The organism is Chryseobacterium echinoideorum (assembly GCF_007474535.1).
Taxonomy (GTDB): Bacteria; Bacteroidota; Bacteroidia; order Flavobacteriales; family Weeksellaceae; genus Chryseobacterium; species Chryseobacterium echinoideorum.
This window is the reverse complement of sequence record NZ_VKNW01000003.1, coordinates 227,235-247,718: the sequence shown is the minus strand read 5'-3', so window position 1 is coordinate 247,718 and position 20,484 is coordinate 227,235. Positions and strand designations below refer to the sequence as shown.

General features: G+C 34.3%; 22 protein-coding genes and 1 tRNA gene. 19 read left to right on the top strand and 4 right to left on the bottom strand.

Annotated features, from left to right (window positions below; translation table 11 throughout):
• Positions 1–37: 37 nt before the first annotated feature.
• The 5 genes from FOL89_RS05170 (at position 38) to FOL89_RS05150 (ending at position 4,280) form a co-directional block, all read left to right on the top strand.
• On the top strand, positions 38–871 hold the full coding sequence (locus tag FOL89_RS05170; protein ID WP_144281782.1) for an OmpA family protein: 834 nt from the start codon (positions 38–40) through the stop codon (positions 869–871).
• 319 nt (positions 872–1,190) lie between these two features.
• Complete coding sequence (locus FOL89_RS05165; RefSeq protein ID WP_144281781.1) at positions 1,191–1,838, top strand: O-methyltransferase; 648 nt, start codon at positions 1,191–1,193, stop codon at positions 1,836–1,838.
• A gap of 10 nt (positions 1,839–1,848) precedes the next feature.
• Positions 1,849–2,565: a C40 family peptidase gene (locus tag FOL89_RS05160; protein WP_144281780.1), complete on the top strand. Its 717-nt coding sequence runs from the start codon at positions 1,849–1,851 to the stop codon at positions 2,563–2,565.
• A 3-nt stretch (positions 2,566–2,568) separates the two neighbouring features.
• A complete protein-coding gene (locus tag FOL89_RS05155) occupies positions 2,569–3,039 on the top strand; it encodes a DUF1648 domain-containing protein (RefSeq protein WP_144281779.1) in 471 nt (156 codons plus the stop codon).
• 2 nt (positions 3,040–3,041) lie between these two features.
• The gene (locus FOL89_RS05150) at positions 3,042–4,280 is read left to right on the top strand and encodes a 3-deoxy-D-manno-octulosonic acid transferase (protein WP_144281778.1); all 1,239 of its coding nucleotides are present in this window, start codon (positions 3,042–3,044) and stop codon (positions 4,278–4,280) included.
• Here FOL89_RS05150 and FOL89_RS05145 read toward each other — a convergent pair.
• Both FOL89_RS05145 and FOL89_RS05140 read right to left on the bottom strand, forming a co-directional pair.
• On the bottom strand, positions 4,272–4,898 hold the full coding sequence (locus tag FOL89_RS05145) for a DEAD/DEAH box helicase family protein (protein ID WP_144281777.1): 627 nt from the start codon (positions 4,896–4,898) through the stop codon (positions 4,272–4,274). The two genes, FOL89_RS05150 and FOL89_RS05145, sit on opposite strands and share 9 nt — an antisense overlap.
• Complete coding sequence (locus FOL89_RS05140) at positions 4,898–5,650, bottom strand: glycosyltransferase family 2 protein (RefSeq protein ID WP_144281776.1); 753 nt, start codon at positions 5,648–5,650, stop codon at positions 4,898–4,900. Before FOL89_RS05140 ends, FOL89_RS05145 begins: the two co-directional genes overlap by 1 nt.
• Before the next feature lie 146 nt (positions 5,651–5,796).
• Between FOL89_RS05140 and FOL89_RS05135 the strand changes: the two genes are divergently transcribed.
• From FOL89_RS05135 to FOL89_RS05085, 11 genes are all read left to right on the top strand, one after another.
• The gene (locus FOL89_RS05135) at positions 5,797–6,267 is read left to right on the top strand and encodes a lipocalin-like domain-containing protein (RefSeq protein WP_144281775.1); all 471 of its coding nucleotides are present in this window, start codon (positions 5,797–5,799) and stop codon (positions 6,265–6,267) included.
• A 187-nt stretch (positions 6,268–6,454) separates the two neighbouring features.
• Positions 6,455–9,268: a leucine--tRNA ligase gene (gene leuS / locus FOL89_RS05130; RefSeq protein WP_144281774.1), complete on the top strand. Its 2,814-nt coding sequence runs from the start codon at positions 6,455–6,457 to the stop codon at positions 9,266–9,268.
• Between the two features lie 238 nt (positions 9,269–9,506).
• Positions 9,507–10,370 (top strand): MotA/TolQ/ExbB proton channel family protein, encoded by an 864-nt coding sequence (locus tag FOL89_RS05125; RefSeq protein ID WP_144281773.1) that lies wholly within the window; start codon positions 9,507–9,509, stop codon positions 10,368–10,370.
• A 54-nt stretch (positions 10,371–10,424) separates the two neighbouring features.
• Positions 10,425–11,033, top strand: a complete 609-nt coding sequence (locus FOL89_RS05120; RefSeq protein WP_144281772.1) for an ExbD/TolR family protein — start codon at positions 10,425–10,427, stop codon at positions 11,031–11,033.
• A 12-nt stretch (positions 11,034–11,045) separates the two neighbouring features.
• Positions 11,046–11,588, top strand: a complete 543-nt coding sequence (locus tag FOL89_RS05115) for an ExbD/TolR family protein (RefSeq protein WP_144281771.1) — start codon at positions 11,046–11,048, stop codon at positions 11,586–11,588.
• 46 nt (positions 11,589–11,634) lie between these two features.
• The gene (locus tag FOL89_RS05110; RefSeq protein ID WP_144281770.1) at positions 11,635–12,471 is read left to right on the top strand and encodes an energy transducer TonB; all 837 of its coding nucleotides are present in this window, start codon (positions 11,635–11,637) and stop codon (positions 12,469–12,471) included.
• Positions 12,472–12,547: 76 nt separating this feature from the next.
• On the top strand, positions 12,548–12,742 hold the full coding sequence (locus FOL89_RS05105; protein ID WP_185146915.1) for a C4-dicarboxylate ABC transporter: 195 nt from the start codon (positions 12,548–12,550) through the stop codon (positions 12,740–12,742).
• Positions 12,735–13,601 (top strand): PstS family phosphate ABC transporter substrate-binding protein, encoded by an 867-nt coding sequence (locus FOL89_RS05100; RefSeq protein ID WP_144281769.1) that lies wholly within the window; start codon positions 12,735–12,737, stop codon positions 13,599–13,601. Before FOL89_RS05105 ends, FOL89_RS05100 begins: the two co-directional genes overlap by 8 nt.
• 99 nt (positions 13,602–13,700) lie before the next feature.
• Positions 13,701–15,347, top strand: a complete 1,647-nt coding sequence (locus FOL89_RS05095; RefSeq protein WP_144281768.1) for a tetratricopeptide repeat protein — start codon at positions 13,701–13,703, stop codon at positions 15,345–15,347.
• A gap of 67 nt (positions 15,348–15,414) precedes the next feature.
• The gene (gene bshB1 / locus FOL89_RS05090) at positions 15,415–16,134 is read left to right on the top strand and encodes a bacillithiol biosynthesis deacetylase BshB1 (protein WP_144281767.1); all 720 of its coding nucleotides are present in this window, start codon (positions 15,415–15,417) and stop codon (positions 16,132–16,134) included.
• Positions 16,135–16,169: 35 nt separating this feature from the next.
• Positions 16,170–16,245: transfer RNA gene (locus FOL89_RS05085), tRNA-His, on the top strand.
• A 97-nt stretch (positions 16,246–16,342) separates the two neighbouring features.
• Here FOL89_RS05085 and FOL89_RS05080 read toward each other — a convergent pair.
• Positions 16,343–16,678, bottom strand: a complete 336-nt coding sequence (locus tag FOL89_RS05080; RefSeq protein ID WP_089744034.1) for a DUF3276 family protein — start codon at positions 16,676–16,678, stop codon at positions 16,343–16,345.
• A gap of 99 nt (positions 16,679–16,777) precedes the next feature.
• Complete coding sequence (locus FOL89_RS05075; protein ID WP_144281766.1) at positions 16,778–18,439, bottom strand: ABC transporter ATP-binding protein; 1,662 nt, start codon at positions 18,437–18,439, stop codon at positions 16,778–16,780.
• Between the two features lie 91 nt (positions 18,440–18,530).
• Between FOL89_RS05075 and nusB the strand changes: the two genes are divergently transcribed.
• Genes nusB through yajC form a run of 3 tightly spaced genes read left to right on the top strand, consistent with a single transcriptional unit; the run spans position 18,531 to position 20,367 of the window.
• Positions 18,531–19,436, top strand: coding sequence for a transcription antitermination factor NusB (nusB, locus tag FOL89_RS05070; RefSeq protein WP_144281765.1), 906 nt, complete (start codon positions 18,531–18,533; stop codon positions 19,434–19,436).
• A 12-nt stretch (positions 19,437–19,448) separates the two neighbouring features.
• The gene (locus FOL89_RS05065) at positions 19,449–19,988 is read left to right on the top strand and encodes a DUF1573 domain-containing protein (RefSeq protein WP_144281764.1); all 540 of its coding nucleotides are present in this window, start codon (positions 19,449–19,451) and stop codon (positions 19,986–19,988) included.
• A gap of 4 nt (positions 19,989–19,992) precedes the next feature.
• Positions 19,993–20,367 carry a preprotein translocase subunit YajC gene (yajC, locus tag FOL89_RS05060; RefSeq protein WP_144281763.1) on the top strand — a complete coding sequence of 125 codons (375 nt, stop codon included), beginning with the start codon at positions 19,993–19,995 and terminating at the stop codon, positions 20,365–20,367.
• Positions 20,368–20,484: the final 117 nt, after the last annotated feature.

The following is a 20,484-nucleotide window of genomic DNA, read 5'->3' as shown; positions in this document are numbered from 1 at the left end:
ATTTTGTTACCTTTGAAACCTTTAAAAAAGTTTATTTATGAAGATTTTTAAAATTTTAGCGGCTTCGGCAGTGGTGTTGGGAATGACATCTTGTGTAAGTAAAAAACAGTATGACGCATTAAGCGGAAATTACAAACAATGTATTGAAAATATTGGGGAAAGACAAAGAGAAATTCAGGATCTGAAGTCTCAGAATTCAGCTTTGACCAGCGAAAATAGTTTATTGAAAAGCCAGCACGATGCTTTAAAGTCATCATTGGATGCTTGTCTTTCAAACACAGGAAAAAGTTCTGCAAATATTGATAAGCTAGTGGGAGAAATCAATGCTTCCAATTCTTACATCAAGCAGCTTATCTCTGCCAATGCGAAGAATGATAGTCTGAATCTTGCATTATCAAACAAATTGAAAAGATCTTTGGATAATGTAGCTGATCAGGATGTTCAGGTAAAAGTGCTTAAAGGAGTGGTTATGATCTCATTATCAGATAAAATGCTTTACAAGACAGGAGATTACAATGTACTGCCTGCAGCGCAGGAAGTTTTAGGTAAAGTGGCAAAAGTAATCAACGATTATGATAAATATTCTGTTTTGATTGAAGGAAATACAGACAATGCACCTTTAAATTCACCAAATTTACCAAGAGACAACTGGGATCTTTCTGCATTAAGAGGTACGGCAGTTGCTAAAGTTCTACAGACTCAGTTTGGCGTAGACCCGGCAAGAATTACTGCGGGTGGACGTTCAGAATACAATCCTAAAGCGACAAATATGAGTGTTTCAGGAAGAGCTGAAAACAGAAGAACGGAAATTATCATCATGCCTAAACTGGACGAATTTATGAAGTTGATGGATATTACTCCTAAAAAATAATCTGCAAATTTTAAATAGTTATAAAAAAATCCCGGAAATTTCCGGGATTTTCTCTTTTCTAAAATTAAAAATAAGCTAAAAGAAATAACTGCTTTTTCTTTTTTAAAATTAATCCGTCATAAGGTTAGCATAGATATAAGTCTCTGCAATAAATTTTTTCCCATCATCTTTATTTTGTTTTTACCTCATATTGACGTTGCAGTATTGCAAATGTAGGGGCTTTTCTATTGCTAGGCAATCCGTGTTTTTACGGAATTATTTGTTCTTTTAAAGCAAACAATATTTTTAATTAATGTAAATTTGAATAATAAATACTACCATGAGTTTTTTTGAAGAAAAAAATCCTGAAATGGATCGTTATTTGGAAAATCATGCTTCTTCCGAACCTGATATTCTGAAAAAACTGAGAAGAGAGACATTTCAGAAAACAACACAGCCACACATGATTTCGGGATATCAGCAAGGGAGACTTCTTACCATGATCTCCAAAATACTGAATCCTGAAAAGATTTTGGAAATAGGAACTTTTACGGGATATGCAACGCTTTGTCTTGCAGAAGGGTTGTCAGATCAGGGGAAAATTATTACACTTGATGTAAACGAAGATCTGGCATATCTTCCGGAAAAATATTTTGCTGAAAGCAAATTTTCTCATCAGATTGAGTTTAAAATTCAAGATGCCAAAGAGTTCCTGAGAAATTCTGAAGAATTTTTTGATCTTGTTTTTATAGATGCTGATAAAGAAAATTATGCAGAATATTTCAGGTTAATCAAGCCTAGAACAAAATCTGGTTCTGTAATCATGTTTGATAATGTTTTGTGGTATGGTAAAGTTTTAGAAGAAAATCCTAAGCAAAAATCTACTCAGGTTATTAAACAACTCAATGATTTGATTGCAAAAGATGAAGATTTTGAAAATCTTATTTTACCTTTGCGAGATGGAGTAAATTTTCTTAGAAGGAAATAATTAAATATAAATGAATAAAGGAATTTGTATTGTAACAGTGGCGCCTGTGCGTGCGGAAAATTCGGATAAATCTGAAATCGTTACAGAGATTTTGTTCGGTGAAAGTGCTGATATTTTGGAGGTTAATAAAAACTGGACCAAAATAAAAATGCATTATGATGGCTACGAAGGCTGGATGGACACTAAACAGATAAAACCTGTTTCTGATGAGTATCTTGCTGACAGAAAGACGACTATTATCACAGAAGATTTTGCTTCAATAATGACCCATGACGGGAAAACGCTTCTTTCGATGGGCTCGGAAGTAGAGTATCCGGCTGTAGCCTCTCGCAGAAGTCATGATGTGAGAGAAAGTATTGCATTAACGGCAAAAGAGTTTCTTAATATTCCTTATTTGTGGGGTGGCAAAAGTTTTTTTGCAGTTGACTGTTCCGGCTTTACACAATTGGTATACAAAATTCATAATATAAAACTTCCCCGTGATGCATATCAACAGGCTGAAGTGGGAGAGCTGCTCAGTTTTGTAGAAGAAAGCCAGCCGGGGGATCTTGCATTTTTTGAAAATTCTGAAGGAAAAATCATTCATGTCGGAATTATGCTTGATAATCAAAAAATTATTCATGCATCAGGAAAAGTGAGAATTGATACGCTTGATTCCAGTGGGATTTTCAATAAAGAGCTTAACAAGCATACCCATAAACTGAGGGTTATCAAAAGTCTTATTTAAACAATGAAAACTTCGTCTCTATTATTAACGATTAATAGTATTCTGCTTATTTTCATCTGGGTTTTTATAGGTATAAACTACGCAGATTTACCGGATATAGTTCCTTCTCATTTTACAGTAAATGGAAATGTTGACGGCGAAAGCGAGAAGAAAGCAATCTGGATTTTGCCGGTAATTGCCACTTTTATGTTTTTGCTTCTTACAGGTGTTTCGAGAAATCCCGATTCACCATTGTTAAATGTACCTAATTCTTACAGAAACAAAGAAAAGTTACAGTTTTTAGCAAACACTTTGTTATTGCCAGTCTTGCTTTTTCTGGCAGATACCGTAGTAGAAAGTGTTCTTATTGCTCAGGGTAAATTACAGGAGATGAGTGATATTGTTTTTGTGCTGTTAGCCCTTGTTTTCGTAGTAGCAGCGATTCATATTGATAAGATGATCAAAGAAAGTAAATCCGAAACATCAAAAGCTTAATATTGAATTTTCTTTACAACATATTTATTCATTTTCTCATTTTCGGAATGAAGGTTTTTTCGTTATTTAATGATAAAACTAAAAAAAGCGTTGAAGGCAGAAAGCATTCTTTAAAAAGGGTTCAGGAAAAATTTTTATCATCAGATAAAGTTATTTGGATGCATGCCGCAAGTTTAGGAGAATATGAGCAGGGGTTGCCTGTTTTAGAAAAACTGAAAGAAAATTTCCCCAATCATAAAATTCTGATTACTTTTTTCTCTCCTTCAGGATATGAAAATGTAGTGAAAAAAAAGCATATGGCGGATGTTGTTTGCTATCTTCCTTTTGATCGCAAGAAATCTGTTAGTGAATTTCTATCTCAATTTGACTGTGAAATATTTTTTACCGTAAAGTATGACTATTGGTATCATCTTTTAGCTGAGCTTAAAAATAGAAATATAAAAACATTTGTCGTTTCTGCGCTGTTTTATGAGAGCCAGTCTTTCTTTACCACTTATGGAAAATGGTTTGCCAAACAGCTGAAAAAAAACATCACATGGTTTTTTCATCAAACAGAGCAATCTTATGTTTTAGCGAAAAGCATTGGTCTACTAAATTCTTCGGTGAGTGGGGATACTCGTTTTGACAGGGTAAGGCAATTGAAAATTAGGAACAATCATTTGGATTTCGTAGAAGATTTTATTTCAGGAAATAAAACAGTTGTTTTTGGAAGTTCTTGGCAGGCTGAAGAGAAAATTGCTCAAATGGTTTATGTTAAAAATAATGATGTTAAATTAATTATTGCTCCGCATGATTTAAAAAGAGTTGAAAACCTTAGAGGAATCTTTCCGGAAGCAATTTTGTACAGTAATTTAAAAAATTCGTCAATCTTAAAATCTTCCAACTCTCAAACGCTTATTATTGACAGTATTGGTTTACTTTCAAAGTTGTATTCTTATGCAGATGTTGCCGTTGTTGGCGGCGGATTTCATGATGCAGGTCTTCATAATATTTTGGAAGCGGCAACTTTTGGTGTTCCTGTAATTTTTGGGAATCAATACAAAAAAAACCCTGAAGCGGATGGCTTGATCCTGGCAAACGGAGGAAGATCTTTCGGTGATGAAAAGTCTGCTGCAGAATTTGTGTCAGAATTGCTGAACAAAGGAAAAGAGCTAAAGGAAATGTCCGAAAACGCAGAGAGATTTGTCAATGAAAAACCCAATTCCACAGAATTGATCATTAATAAGATGTTGTCACTTTAAAAATCCCTGACTTTTAATCTCTTTAATAATCAGATCAAAATGTTCCGGAATTCTTTCTACATTCAGCCAGTTAAAATCGATGCCATTGTTGATGAAAAGTTTTTCTAAATAAATATTGCCGGTGATTTTATCGTAAACTTCAGAAAGGTATTCATCAATTTCCATCCAGTAATCTTCGTCTAATTTTTTAGTTAAAATTAAAGCTTTTACCACTTTATTGATGAGATAAAGATACAGTTTATAAATATCATTAAATCTCAATCGACTGAGTTTATCGTTAAATTTTAGAATCTCAGTCACTAAAACAAGATTAAGAGAAACGTCACCAAATTTATCAGAAGTTACCTTCACATGTTCTGTAATTTCTGCGCTGATTTTTCTGATCAGAATAAGAAAATATTTTTGATTGCTGAGATATTTAGATGCATATTCAACTTTGTCTTTTACCGTTTTTTCCATTTGATCCCGCTTTTGGTCAGCGGTTTCTTCATCTATTAATTCAAAGAATAATTTTTTTGAGAGAATTTTGTCTTTTTTAAGCAATCTGAAAATAAGCCGGTCTTTTTCAATGCCGGAAAGCTGGCTTAGCGCAGTTTTAAACTCTTTAGAATATTCCATCAGTTAAATATTTTTGAATATTTCAGAAATCCGTTCAAAGCCCAGTTTCCTGTATAATACAAAGATTTTATAGTAGAGAATTTCATAAAATCCTTATAAACAAGATATTGATCTTTTACGATATTTTGTTTTTTTCTGGAAATACTTGTTGGGTGCATTCTGTACTTTGCCATGGTTTTTGGAAGAGGTTTTCCGACCGGAATTTTTTTCAGCAGGTTGAGCCACATCACATGATCTTCGCGTTTGCTGCCTTCCGGGAAAAACTCTTTTCCCACTCTTTGAGAATCATACATAGACGAAAGTAAAGAAAGTCTGCACGTTTTTAATAAATTATTGAAGGTAACTTCTTTATCTGCTTTAAAGTCTTCAATTTTCGGAATCAGATTCTCATCACATCTTGCATAATTGGAGTAGGCAATTTCGGCATTATTTTTTTTCATAAAATTCACCATCTCTTCCAAAAAATTTTCTTCCCAAAAATCATCAGCGTCCAAGAAGGTGATAAATCTCCCTTTGGCTTTTTTCAAAGAAATATTTCTTGCATGTCCTGCACCTCCGTTTTTTTCGGCAATGGTAAGCTGTATTCGCGGATCAGGAATTTTTTGGATGATTTCAACAGAATTATCGGTGGACTGATCGTCGGTAATGATCCATTCCCAGTCAGCAAAAGTTTGATTCAGAACAGAGCTGATTGTTTCCTCCAAAAATAGGGAAGAGTTGTAACAAGGTGTAATGATAGAAACTTCCGCCATGTGTTTTTTTTTGCAAATATAAGGCTTTGAATTGGCACTGATGAGTACATATTTTTAATAATTTGCAAATTATAGTTTCAAAATGTAAAAAAAATAGTGTGATTTTTAAAAAAAGTCATAATTTTAAGCCTTGAAAAATTAGATCTATGAAGAAATTAACCTTAATATTTGCCGGATTATCATTATTAGCTTTTACAGGATGTAATGATGACGAAACTCCAGAGCAGGTATTTCCCCTTGTAGGAACATGGTCTCCTACCAAAGAAGTGAGAACGCAGGTTCCTGCTGATGGTGCAGGATTTTCAGATGAAATTGCATATACAGATTGCCAGAAAGAATCAAGATGGGTTTTTAACGAAAATTCTTCAGGGCAAAGAACCAATAAAGATCTGGCGGGCTCAACTCCTACATGCAGTACTATTTCACAGCGAAATTTTTCGTATGTATACAATGCATCAACCAAAGATCTGGAAGTCAAATACCAAGGAACGGTAGTGACAGAGAAAGGCAAAATTATTTTGCTGGATGCTCAAACTATGAATCTTAAATTTGAAGATACAACAGATCCTACAGTATATAAATCTACAACTTATACTTTTAAAAGAATTGTACCTTAATATCTGAAGATATCCAACATATCATCCCGTCTTTCTGGCGGGATTTTTTTATGCTAATCTTGGTATTTAATTTTAATTCTATTTCCATTTCTTTTAAAATCATTATTTTTGTGAAAATTAGAATTGGAATTAATGATAAAATTAAATCTAATTTCTAAAGTCTAACATCTAACATCTATTATAAAAAGTGTTTTACGATCATCAGCAGATAGAAAAAAAGTGGCAGAAATACTGGGAAGACAACCAAACGTACAAAACTTCCGATAACACAGACAAACCGAAATTTTACGTTCTCGACATGTTTCCGTATCCTTCCGGAGCGGGTCTTCACGTAGGGCATCCACTCGGTTATATTGCTTCTGATATCTATGCACGATATAAAAGACATCAGGGTTTCAATGTCCTTCATCCGGTTGGTTATGATAGTTTTGGACTTCCGGCAGAACAGTATGCAATCCAGACAGGAACGCATCCTGCGATTACAACTGAGCAAAACATTACGAGATACGAAGAGCAGTTAAGAAAAATTGGTTTTTCTTTCGATTGGAGCAGAGAAGTGAGAACTTCTGACCCTTCTTATTATAAATGGACACAGTGGATTTTCATTGAGCTTTTTCATTCATGGTATAATAAAGCTACCGATAAAGCTGAACCGATTTCATCTTTGATCAAACATTTTGAAGAAAAAGGAACAGAAGGTTTAATTGCCAATCAGAATGATGAATTAAATTTCACAGCAGAAGAATGGAAATCTGCTTCTGAAATGGATAAAGAGGATATCTTATTAAATTACCGTTTGGCGTACAGAGCGGAAACGACTGTGAACTGGTGTCCTGCTTTAGGAACAGTTTTAGCCAATGATGAGGTAAAAGATGGAAAATCCGAAAGAGGCGGTTATCCGGTATTCCAAAAGAAAATGATGCAGTGGAGCATGAGAATTTCTGCATACTCTGAAAGATTATTGCAGGGTTTAAAAACTCTGGACTGGCCACAACCGTTGAAAGATTCTCAGGAATACTGGATCGGAAAATCTCAGGGAGCACAGGTGAGGTTTAATGTTGATGGTCATGATGAAATCATTGAGGTTTTCACGACAAGACCTGATACCATTTTCGGAGCGACCTTTATGGTATTGGCTCCCGAAAATCCTTTGGTTGAAACAATCACGACTGCAGAACAAAAGGCTGAGGTTGAAAATTATATAGAAGAAACTTCCAAGAAAACGGAACGTGATAGAATGGCAGACGTGAAAAATGTTTCAGGAGCTTTCACGGGAAGTTATGCTTTAAACCCTTTCAGCGGAGAAAAAATGCCGATCTATATTTCAGATTATGTTTTGATGGGCTATGGAACAGGTGCAGTAATGGCGGTTCCTGCACACGATGAGCGCGATCATAGATTTGCAAAGAAATTTAATTTAGAAATTAAGAAAGTCGTGGAAACTGACGAAGATGTTCAGGAAGCTTCTTTTGATTCTAAAGATTCGGTTTGTGTAAATTCTGATTTCCTAAATGGTCTGAATTATAATGATGCAAAAGCATTGATTATTTCTGCAATTGAGAAAAAAGGAATCGGTCAAGGAACAACGAACTACAGACAGCGTGATGCGATTTTCTCAAGACAAAGATATTGGGGAGAGCCGGTTCCTATCTATTATAAGGATGGAATGCCTTACACATTGCCGACTTCTGCTTTGCCTTTGGAGCTTCCTGAAGTTGAAAAATATTTACCGACTGAAGACGGAGATCCGCCATTGGGAAATGCAAAAACTTTTGCGTGGGACGAAGCAAATCAAAAAATTGTTGATACAAATTTAATTGACGAAAAAACTGTTTTCCCATTAGAATTATCCACAATGCCGGGTTGGGCGGGAAGCTCATGGTATTTCCTAAGATACATGGATCCGAAAAATGATGAGGTTTTTGCTAAAAAAGAATTGTCAGATTATTGGGGACAGGTGGATTTGTATATCGGAGGAAGCGAACACGCAACCGGACATTTGTTATATTCCCGTTTCTGGAATATGTTCTTAAAGGACAGAGGATATATTAATAATGATGAGCCGTTCCAAAAGTTGATCAATCAAGGAATGATTTTGGGGATGAGTGCGTTAATTCATAGAATTGATGGTACTAATAAAATTGTATCTAAAAATCTCGCAGATAAATATAAAACGCAGAGAATTCCTGTTGATATCTCAATGCTGATTGGAACAACAGATGAAATTGATGTTGAAAAGCTTAAAGTTTGGCGACCTGAATTTAATGAAGCGGAATTTATTCTTGAGGATGAAAAATTAATCACGGAAAGGGAAGTGGATAAAATGTCCAAAAGAACATACAATGTAGTAAATCCTGATGATATCTGTAACGAATATGGAGCAGACGGTTTAAGATTGTATGAAATGTTCTTAGGTCCATTGGAACAATCCAAGCCTTGGAATACTCAAGGTTTAAGTGGGGTTTATGGTTTCCTTAAAAAATTCTGGAACTTGTATTTTGACGGAGATACTTTTTCTGTCTCCGATGAAGAGCCAACCAAAGCAGAATACAAAATTTTACATACTTTGATCAAAAAGGTTGTTTACGATATTGAAAACTTCTCTTTCAATACTTCAGTGTCATCCTTTATGATTGCGGTAAACGAATTGCAAAAAATAAAATGCAATAAACGCAATATTTTAGAACCATTAGCCGTTATAATCTCTCCGTATGCTCCACACATTTGTGAAGAGGTATGGAATTTGCTGGGACATCAGTCATCAATAGAGTTTGAAAAATTCCCTGATTTGAATGAGGAGTACTTAATTGAAGACGAAATTGAATACCCTGTAAGTTTTAACGGTAAAATGAAATTTAAATTGGCTCTTCCTGCAACATTATCACCTAAGGAAATTGAAGATTTTGTTATGGCTGAAGAGAAAACAAAAGAAGTATTAGGAGAAAATTTACCTAAAAAAGTGATTATTGTACCAAAAAAAATTGTTAACATCGTAATTTAAAAAAAAATTAACAGTGATAAATTAAAAAAATTAGATAGTTATTTTTTTTAATTTTTTAATGTATTTTCTGATTGAGACAATAATTAATAATTTTTTTTAATTTAATTACAATATCGAAAACGAATTAAATTATCCTTATCAAAAAAAGGTAAAATCTTATTTGCTTCTATTGCATTTTAATTAATTTTGCCTTTATTTTACAACTTTAAAAATTTAAAACAATATAATTTAGTTAAATATGGAAATGAATGTTTCAAAAAGTGATGAGCAAGTAGTTGCTAAAAAAGCAGGAGGTCTTAACCCTGCAATTATTTTACCAATTCTTTATGTTATTGCAGTAGCAATTTACTTATTCCTATTTGGTAATCCAAGTAATTTTAAAGCAGATCCTAATATCAATGGAGCTTCTGTAGCATTTGCAGATGTAGAGTCAAAGCAATTGCATCCTGAATCTTTCATGGGAATTATTTACATGGGAGGTCCTGTAGTTCATATTTTGGTTTTGTTTATGATTACTGTAGTAGTTTTCTCTTTAGAAAGATTCTTTATCCTGGGTAAAGCAGCTGGTAAAGGTAACTTAGACAATTTTGTTGTAAAAGTAAGAAGTCTTCTTAACCAAAACAAAATCAATGAGGCTTTAGAAGAGTGCGACAGACAAGAAGGATCTGTAGGTAATGTGGTGAAAGAAGGTCTTACGACTTACAAAGCTTTATCAACAGATACTACGCTAAACAAAGAGCAGAAAATGGTGGCTTTAAACAAAGCTATTGAAGAAGCTACTACCCTTGAAATGCCAATGTTGGAGAAAAACATGATGATTCTTTCTACATTAGGTACTGTAGCAACTTTAGTTGCGTTATTGGGAACTGTAATCGGGATGATTAAAGCATTCTTCGCTTTAGGTTCTGGTGGTGGTACTCCGGATGCAGCAGCATTATCAATTGGTATTTCTGAAGCCTTGATTAATACAGCTTTAGGAATTGGTACTTCTGCAATTGCAATTATACTTTATAACTACTTTACTTCTAAGATCGACGGATTAACTTATAAGATTGACGAAATCGCTATGAGCATCCAACAGTCTTTTGCTGAATTCAACTAAGATTCAGAATTGTAAAAGTATAGTAATAAAGTTCAATTTAAAATAAGTAAAATAATGGCGAGAGTCAAACCAAAAAGACACGGAGTAGTAACCGACATGACAGCGATGTGTGATGTTGCGTTTCTTCTGCTCACGTTCTTTATATTGACCACTCAGTTTAAAAAACCTGATGTGGAGCAGATAAAACCGCCATCTTCAATCTCTGAGAAAATTCTTCCTGATGCCAGTTTGATGACCATCAACGCAACACCAGACGGAAAGTTTTATTTTCAGCCTGTTGACAATGCTACAGAAAGAGTAGAGCTGTTGGAAAAAATGGGTGAAAAATATAATATGACCTTTGACAATAGTCAAAAAGCAGCATTTCAGAGAGTTCAGGCAATAGGTGTTCCTATGAATCAGCTTAAAAGCTACTTAGCATTGCCTGAAGATGAGCAGAAAAATTTTAAGAGTCCCACTGGGATTCCTATGGATAGTGTGAATAGACAATTAGTAGATTGGGTACAACAAAGTTTAAGCGTAAATCCGGATTACAAATTAGCTGTGAAAGGAGACGTTACAACAGAATATCCTAAGGTTAAAAGTCTATTTGAGGGTTTAAGAGACATAAAATTCTTAAACTTTTGGTTGATAACGTCACAAGAAGGTAAACCTAATGAATAATATCATTTAGAAATGGCAGAAGTACAAGTACAGGAAAAAGGCGCCAAAGGCGGCAAGGTACGCTCCAAGAAGCAGAGTACCAGAGTTGATATGACTCCGATGGTGGACTTGGGTTTTCTATTGATTACCTTCTTTATGTTCACAACCACATTCTCTAAACCGAATGTTATGGATTTAGGACTTCCGGCAAAACCGGATCCAAATGCGCCTAAACCACCTCCTACAGAAATTGATTTATCGAACTCGGTAACAATTTTACTCGGGAAAGACAATAAAATTTTTTGGCACCAACAAGATCAAACTTCCCTTAATGATGAAAATCTACAGGAAACAACGTTTGACAGAGATGGGTTGAGAAATATAATAAAGCAAGCTAAAAGTAGAGCAAAAAAACAGGATTTATTTACTGTGATTATTAAGCCTACTGATGATGCGGTATACAAAAACTTTGTGGATGTTCTTGACGAAATGGCTATTACCAAAAGTGAAAGATATGGGGTAACCGATCTTAAGCCTTGGGAAAAAGCAATCTACGACAAGAAAGTTGGTAACTAATAAGTCCCAACAGCAAAGTAGTTTTAATTATAAAATTTGCAAGAAAATGGCAGATGAAAATGTTTACAATCAGAATCTTAGCTTAGACGAGATTGTATTTGAAAATAGAAATAAAGAATACGGTGCGTATGATTTGAGATTCAATTATTCCAGATTGCTGACTAAATCCTTTATCATCGGAACTTCAGTTTTCTTGGTTGCTGCTTTAACTCCTTTTATTTATATCACCATTCAGAAAATGAATGAACCGCCACCGCAAGAGGTAAAGGCTGATTTGGTAGAAATATTAGAAGATGATCCAATCATTGAAGAAGTAAAACCTGAAGAACCACCTCCACCACCTCCACCAAAAGAAGAAGAGCAGATTGAGATTATTCAGAATGTTGTTCCAGAACCGGTGAAAGCTCCTAAAATTGAGACTCCACCACCTCCAATCTCTAAGCAGATAGAAACAACAACTGGTTTGGTAGCGCAGGAAGGTATCAAAGCTCCGGCTTATACACCGCCACCGCCACCTCCGTCTACAGGAACAAAAGCTTCGACTGCTGAAGTGAAACCTCAGGTTACTAATGATGTATATGAGTCTGTTGACCAGTCAGCTGACTTTACAGGAGGCGGACTTGCCGGTTTCAGAAAGAAATTTGAGAATAGTTTTGATCCAAGTTCTGTGGAAGGAGAAGGCTCTCTTAAAACTCAAATCACATTCGTTGTTGAAAGAGACGGAACAATATCACAAATTAAGGCGACAGGTTCCAATTCTGATTTTAACAGAGAAGCTGAAAGAGCTGTAAAGAGTATTAAGACTAAATGGACGCCAGGAAAGGTTAATGGCCAGCCTGTTCGTTCAAGATTCAGATTTCCTGTTTCTATGAATTTTGAATAATAATTTATTATTACAAATTATAATAAAAAAGAGAAGCAATTGCTTCTCTTTTTATTTTTTTTGATATTTTTGTTTTATGATGTTTAATTGGTTGTCTATAATTACGGGATTGTTTTATATCGTTTTAGGGATTGTTGTGATTACCTATAAATTTTTCTTTATTGTGCTGGAAGCTTCGGTCGCCTATGCTCTTGGAGCCATATTGGTGTTTTACGGTATTTTCAGAATAGTAAGAGGTGTATTAAGGTTAAAAAAATCTAAAGATGAATAAGTTTTTTATAGCAACTATTCTGTTTCTATGCACAATAGGCTGTTCAAAAAAAGAAGAGTCTGATTCATCTTATCATAAAGGTGAGATGAACATTCTCACAGATGAGGCTTTTAAAAGTGTAGTTGAGGCTTTGGCAGATGGATATATGATTAGTTATCCGGAGACAAAAATTAATATTATTACGAAAAAAGAAGATTTAGGATTCGTAGATTTTCTTAATGATAAAGCTAAAATTGCTGTTATGTCGAAAGAATTAACAGATGAAGAGATAAAAGCGTACGAGGATAAAGTAGATTTAAAATTTTTACCTGCGAAATTTGCCGCTGATGCAGTTGTGTTTTTTGTGCCAAAAGATTCTGATAAATCACAAATTACATTTGACGAAATAAAGCAAGGATTACAGTCTGAAGAAAAAAGTTTTGTTTTTGATGGTACCAATTCAAGTAATCTTAATTTCGTTGCTCAGAAAATTAATAAGAAACCTGGCGAACTGAAATTTTCTATTATTCCGGGAAGTATCAATGTTATTGAAGAACTTAATAAATACCCTGATAAAATTGGTATAATTGGTCTTAATACAATAAGCCGCCCTTATGATAAAGATGCTGAAAAATTGAGATCTATGATCAAAATTTTACCTGTGGTAAAAGACGGAAAATCTTTTTTACCCGATGCTGGAGGTCTGCGTGAAATGAAGTATCCATTTACAAGAGTTTTATATTTTTTAACAAATGAAGGTAGTTTTAACATTGCTAACGGATTTATAAGATATTCATGCACCCAACTTGGACAAATGATCGTTGAAAAAGAGGGGCTTCAGCCGTATAATATCTACAGACGCGAAGTACAGATGCGTTAAAAATTCTTAATAATACCTTTTAACAAAAATAAAACCCTTATTTTGGTCTGAAAATTGTGTAAATATATTTCGTTCAACGAAATAAAGTTATAAATATAAATGAAAGATATAATGATTATGAATGTTAGAAAGCTTGCTTTAGGAGCTTCGGTAGTTTTTTTTACCAATTTTGCATTTGCTCAGACTTTGCAGGATGGTATCATTAGTTTAGATAGTGATAAATATGCGGCAGCCAAGAATAATTTTTCCCAAATGATCTCAAAAGAGCCATCCGCTGAGAATTATTTTTATTTAGGGAATACATTCTTGAAACAAGGTGAACCCGATTATGCCAAAGCTATAGACAACTTTAATAAAGGTTTGGCAGATGATAGAAAAAGTTACTTAAACCAAATTGGTTTGGCAACAGTTAAACTTGGTAAAGGAGATAAGTCTGCTATTGCAGAAATTCAAAAAATTGTAAGTGATTCTAGAGAAAAAGATGCGGAAGTACTGTATAGAGCGGCAGAAGCATTAACGATGTTTGAAAAAAATAACTCTCCCGATCTTGCGATTCAGTATCTTAATAAAGCGATAGAAAGAGCTAAAAAAGATATCCCTGCTTATTATTATTATACATTAGGAGATGCTTACAGATTGAAGAGAATTCCTGGTGATGCAATGACAGCTTATGATAAAGCACTTCCTTTGGCTAAAAATAAAGCATCTGTATATACAAGAATGGGAACTCTCTGGATGGCAGCTCAGCAATGGCAATTAGCAAAACAGAATATTGATAAAGCTATAGCAACTGACCCTACCTATGCTCCTGCATATAAGGCATTAGCTGCTTATGATATTAAATATCAGGAAAATGCAAAGGCTACTCAGGATTTGATAAACTATACTAAATATGCTGATGAGGATCCTTATACTCAATTGGAAATTGCAAAATTATATTTCACAAATGAGGACTATGCCAACTCTAAAATAACCTTAGATAAAATTTTTGATAAAATTGATGATCCTATCAAGTTCAAGTTGAGAGCGTATGTAAATTATGCTGATGGTCAATATGCTCTTGCTAAACAAAATATGGATACATTTGTATCTCAGGTAGAAAAAACAAGAGTTCAGCCTGCAGATCAGGGTTTAATGGGACTTATTGCAGCAGGATTAGCAAAAACAGAGACAGACGAAGCTAAAAAAGCTGCATTAAAAGCAGAAGCTCAGCAAAAAGTGGGATTAGCAAAAGCAGCTAAGGATGAGACTTTAAAATGGGATATGGAATTGATCAAGATCAATGGTGGAGGAGCAAGTCAAGCTGCTGTAGACTCAGGACCAACAAGCCCCGAAGTGGAAGCACTGAAGAAGCAAGTTGCTTCAAATCCTCAGGATTCAGATGCATTATATAAACTTGCCAATGCTTATCAGGATGTGAAGAACTGGAATGGAGCTATCTTAACCTGGCAAAAGATGAGCAACCTGCTTCCTGATTGGGCTCCTGCATATTACAGTCAGGGATACGCATATCAACAGTCAGGAGATAACGATGCGGCAAAGTTAGCCTACGAGAAGTATATCGCAACCTTAAAACCAGCCGATGTTCAAGCCAATAAAAAAACATTAGCGTACGCTTTGTTTGCTGTGGCATTTCTGGAAAAAGATAACGATGTAGAGAAAGCAAAAGGTTATTTAATAAGATCATTAGCATTAGATCCTACATATCAGGATGCTATTAATCTAAATGCAGAGCTTAACAAGTAATAGATTTTTTTGAATAATATACTTCCCATTCATGAATGTTTGGGAAGTTTTTTTAAATAACGGTTATATGAAAATAGATATACTTGCTATCGGAGCTCATCCTGATGATGTTGAATTAGGATGTGGAGGAACTCTGGCTAAATTAATTTCGGAAGGAAAAACCTGTGCAATTGTAGATTTAACAAAAGGTGAACTTGGAACACGAGGAACGGAATATACAAGGAAAGAGGAGGCTGAAAAGGCAGCTGAAATATTGGGAGTTGCAGCAAGAGAAAATTTAGGATTTAAAGATGGTTTTTTAGTTAATTCCGAAGAATATCAATTAGAAATTGTAAAAGTTATCCGTAAATACCGTCCTGATATTGTCTTGTCTAATGCGATAGATGACAGACACCCTGATCATGCTAAAGCTTCAAAATTAGTCTCTGATGCTTGTTTCCTATCAGGCTTAATGAAAATAGAAACTCAATTAAATGAGTCTAAACAGGAAGTTTGGCGACCAAAACAGATTTTCAATTATATTCAATGGAAAAATGTTGAGCCTGAATTTGTTATTGATATTTCTGAACATTTAGACAAAAAACTTGACGCATGTGCAGCCTATAGGACACAGTTTTACGATGCTAATTCCGAAGAACCAGTAACTCCTATTGCCACTAAAGATTTCTTTGAAAGCTTAACTTATAGAGCACAAGATTTAGGAAGATTGTCTGGAGTAACCTATGCAGAAGGTTTTACATCAGAAAAACTGATAGCATTGAAAAATTTTGACGGAATTGTTTTGTAGATAAAAAAATATTCCTATATTTGCACTCACAAAACGGTGATTGTAGCTCAGTTGGTTAGAGCGTCGGATTGTGGTTCCGAAGGTCGTGGGTTCGAGACCCATCATTCACCCAAGAAGTACACTTTTAAGTGTACTTTTTTTATGAATTTATGTCTCATTTAGATAAATAAAAAAGCATCTGTAAAGATGCTTTTTTTTGTTATTTCATTTAAACTTCATCGTCAGAATCTATTGTATAAGATCTGCTTTTGAAATCTTTATCGTGTCTTTCCGATATCACATCTTCACCTTTTTCATTAATAATGAAATCTGTAGATTCATTAAACATCTCCTGAAAGCTTTTAAAATCTTCTTTATAAAGATAAATTTTATGCTTTTCGAATGTAGCCTCTCCGTTTTCTCCGAAATTCTTTTTACTCTCGGTAATTGTAAGATAATAATCTCCCGCTTTCGTCTCGCGCACATCAAAGAAATAAGTTCTTCTTCCCGCTTTTAGCACCTTCGTGAAAATTTCATTTTCATGGCGTTCCTTGTATTCACTCATTATTAGATAATTTTTAATCTTGTTAAGAACAAATATAAAATTTTTCTTTTAATCACAAAATTTTTTTTATGATTTATTTAACAATTCCGAAATTTTTTGTTAAGCCGTTGCAGAATCGTCAATATCACTCAGGTTAAGTATTTTATCTGCTCTTTGTGCGCTAGATTCTCTGTGGGTTATAATGATTGAAGTGGCATTACTTATTTTTGAATCTATATTTTCGAGGATATTTTGCTCAGTTTCAGTATCTAAGGCAGAAAGAGAATCATCAAAAATAATAATATTTGGTTTCTTGATCAAAGCTCTTGCAATACAGATTCTTTGCTTTTGTCCACCAGAAAGCATTACACCGCGTTCTCCTACTAAAGTATTGTACTGATTTTTAAATTCAACAATATTTTTGTCTACATCTGCAATTTTTGCGTATTCAACAACCTTTTCATGAGAAGGATTGTCAATAGAAAAACCAATATTATGCTCAATAGTATCAGAAAAAAGATAGCTTTCCTGTGGTATATACCCAATAAACTTTCTGTAGTTGGTTAAATTATGATCTTTTAAATTTTTACCGTCAATTAAAATTTCACCTTCTGTAGGGTCAATCAGGCGACAAAGAAGCAGTGCAATGGTAGATTTTCCGCTTCCGGTTTTTCCCATAATCGCTAAAGATTTTCCGGCTTCAATTTTGAAACTTAAATTATCGAGTGCTTTAATTCCTGTATTGGGATAAACATAGGAAACATTTCGGAACTCAATATTTCCTTTTATTTCATACTCTTCAAAGTTCTTATTATAAATTTCAGATTGTTTATCTAAAAATTCATTGATTCTCTGCATAGAAGCTTCTGCTCTTTGATTGATAGAAGTTACCCAGCCTACCATAGAGAAAGGCCAGATCAGAATATTGATGTACATAAAAAAATCTGCGATTTTACCAACAGATAATTCTCCCTGAATATATTTCTGACCACCGATGAAGATCACAACGACATTTAGCAGACCGATTACAAAAAGTATGATGGTGAAAAAATAGGCTTCTGTTTTCGCTAAATCTAATGCCTTGTTTTGGTAATCACTTACTTTTATTCCGTAATTTTTTTCAATATATTTTTCTTTTGCAAAATATTTTACCACCCGAATTCCTGAAAAACTGTCCTGCACAAAAGTTGAAATTGCAGACTGGCTTTTCTGCATTACTTTTGATTTTTTATTGATGATGGAGCTGACTTTGAATATAACATACGATAAAACCGGAAGCGGAAGCAATGTCCACAAAGTCATAGAAACATCGGTTTTAATCATATAAACGCTGGTGATCAGCAATAAAACTAATAAATTGACAACATACATCACTCCTGGACCAAGATACATTCTCACGGCAACAACATCTTCGCTGAGACGGTTCATCAAATCTCCTATGGTTGTTTTCTTATAATCCGTAAGCGATAAATCCTGATAATGTCTGTAGATTTTATTTTTCAGCTCATATTCAATCCTTCTGGATGCTACAATAATAGTCTGCCGCATCATAAAAGTAAAAAATCCGGTAAGAAGCGAGCATCCCACAATAATGGCAACATATATCAAAACCTGCCTGTTGAAACCAAGGTTTCCCTGCTGCGCCAGCTCGTCTACAGACTTTCCGACAAACTGTACTTTGTATATATTAAAAAAATTACTGGCGATGATAAATAGTAACCCCCAAAACAATAATATTTTGTGCTTCCAAAAATAAGGGTTGAGTGTTTTCAGTGCTTTCATAAACTTTCACAAAATTACAAAAATTGAAGCATATCGGGAATTTAGTAAATTTTAAATTTCATATCTTTGCACCCATAAAAAAGCTCTTTGAATGTTAGGAAGAAGACAAATCCGTGAGAAAGTGGTAGAAACCGTTTATTCGTACTACCAAAATCCTTTAAAAACAGATATTTTAGAAAAGAATATGTTTGCAGGAATAGAGAAAATCTATAATCTCTATATCTTTCAGCTTAATTTTCTGGTAGGTTTAAAACAACTTGCAGAAAATCAAATGGAAATTGGTAAGAATAAATATATCAAAACAGATTCTGACGAAAATCCCAACCAGAAATTTATCAACAATCAGGTTCTGAAAAAACTTGAAGAAAATCCTGAAAGATTGTTTTTCACAGGTCAGCACAAAGATCTTAAATGGGATCTGCATGATGATATGCTGGTAAAAACATTTCAGAGAATGACTGCAGGCAAGCGTTATCAGGATTTTATGAAAGAGGAAGGCTATTCTTTTGAAGAAGACCAGAAGTTTATCGGAAAGCTTTTTCTACGCTATGTTGCAGAAAATGATGATTTCCACGATTACATCAGTGACAGAGAACTTACTTGGGCAGATGATATTCATATTGCTAATTCAATGATACAGAAAACGATTGGCTTTATGAAAGAAAATGAAGAAAGTCGTACCCTGATTAAAATCATGAAAGATGAGGAGGATAAAAATTTTGCAGGCAAGTTGTTGAGAGATACTCTTAATAATTGGGAAGCCAACGAAAAGAAACTCTCTGAACGTCTGGAAAATTGGGATCTTGAAAGAGTTTCACTGATGGATAAAGTGATTTTAACCACCGCTTTTGCCGAACTGGATCATTTTCCTTTAACACCTTCAAGAGTAATCATCAACGAATATATTGAGATTGCCAAAGTTTTTGCAACCGACAGATCCAATATATTCATCAACGGTATTTTAGACAAATATTGTAAAGATTTAAATAGAATTTAAACAAAATAAAAAATGAAAAAGACGTTATCAATAATAGCTTTATCCGTAATCGGATTCGGATTGGTTTCTTGTAAAAAGGAAGAAAAAAAAGAAGTAGAAAATGCTGAAATCATGAATGTAGATTCTACGAATGCTCCTTCAGATACAGCTTCTATGCAGCAGATGAATACTGCAAATGCTGAAATGTCTGCCAATACTGCTGTTACCGGAGATGCTGCAGCTGCAAAATCGAACCAGCCTACTACGACAGTAGCTCTTTCCGAAAGTAATTTTGATTTTGGAACCATTAAAAAAGGTAAAAAGGTAGATCATGTTTATGAAATTACCAATACAGGTACTAATCCTTTAATTATCTCTGAAGTAAAGCCTGGTTGCGGGTGTACTGCTCCTGATTTTACAAAAGATCCGATTATGCCGGGTAAAAAAGGAAAAATTACATTGAGTTTTGACTCTACCAATTTTGATGGTGCTGTTAACAAATATGCAGATGTTTTTGCTAATGTAGATAAAGCTCCTATTAAATTAACATTCACTGCGAACATTCAACCATAATATAATGAATTTACAAACAATATTTTTGCAGGCTGCGCAGGGAGGAAGCTCTTCAACCATGCTAATCATGATGGGGGTAATGTTTGTCGGGTTTTATTTCCTGATGATCAGACCACAAATGAAAAAACAAAAGCAAGAGAAGAAATTTCAGGAAGAGCTGAAAGTAGGAAGCAGGGTAGTGCTTACTTCCGGTCTTCACGGCAGAATTGCTCAGGTTCAGGAGGACGGAGTTGTTATCGAAACGCTTTCAGGAAAACTGAAGTTTGAAAAAGCTGCTATTTCAAGGGAGTTTACAGAAAACCGTTTTGGTGAAAAGGCAACGAAAGCTGCTGCAGAAAAAGCAGCTGATAAAAAAGAAATCGAAACCGAGAAAAAATAACTTTTCTTATTTTTAAGATATTCGTTTCGGCGGGATGAGCTTTGCTCATCCCGCCGAAATTTTTTTATACTGATTATTCATTAAATATAATTGTAAGATTCTTCATTTAAAGATCAA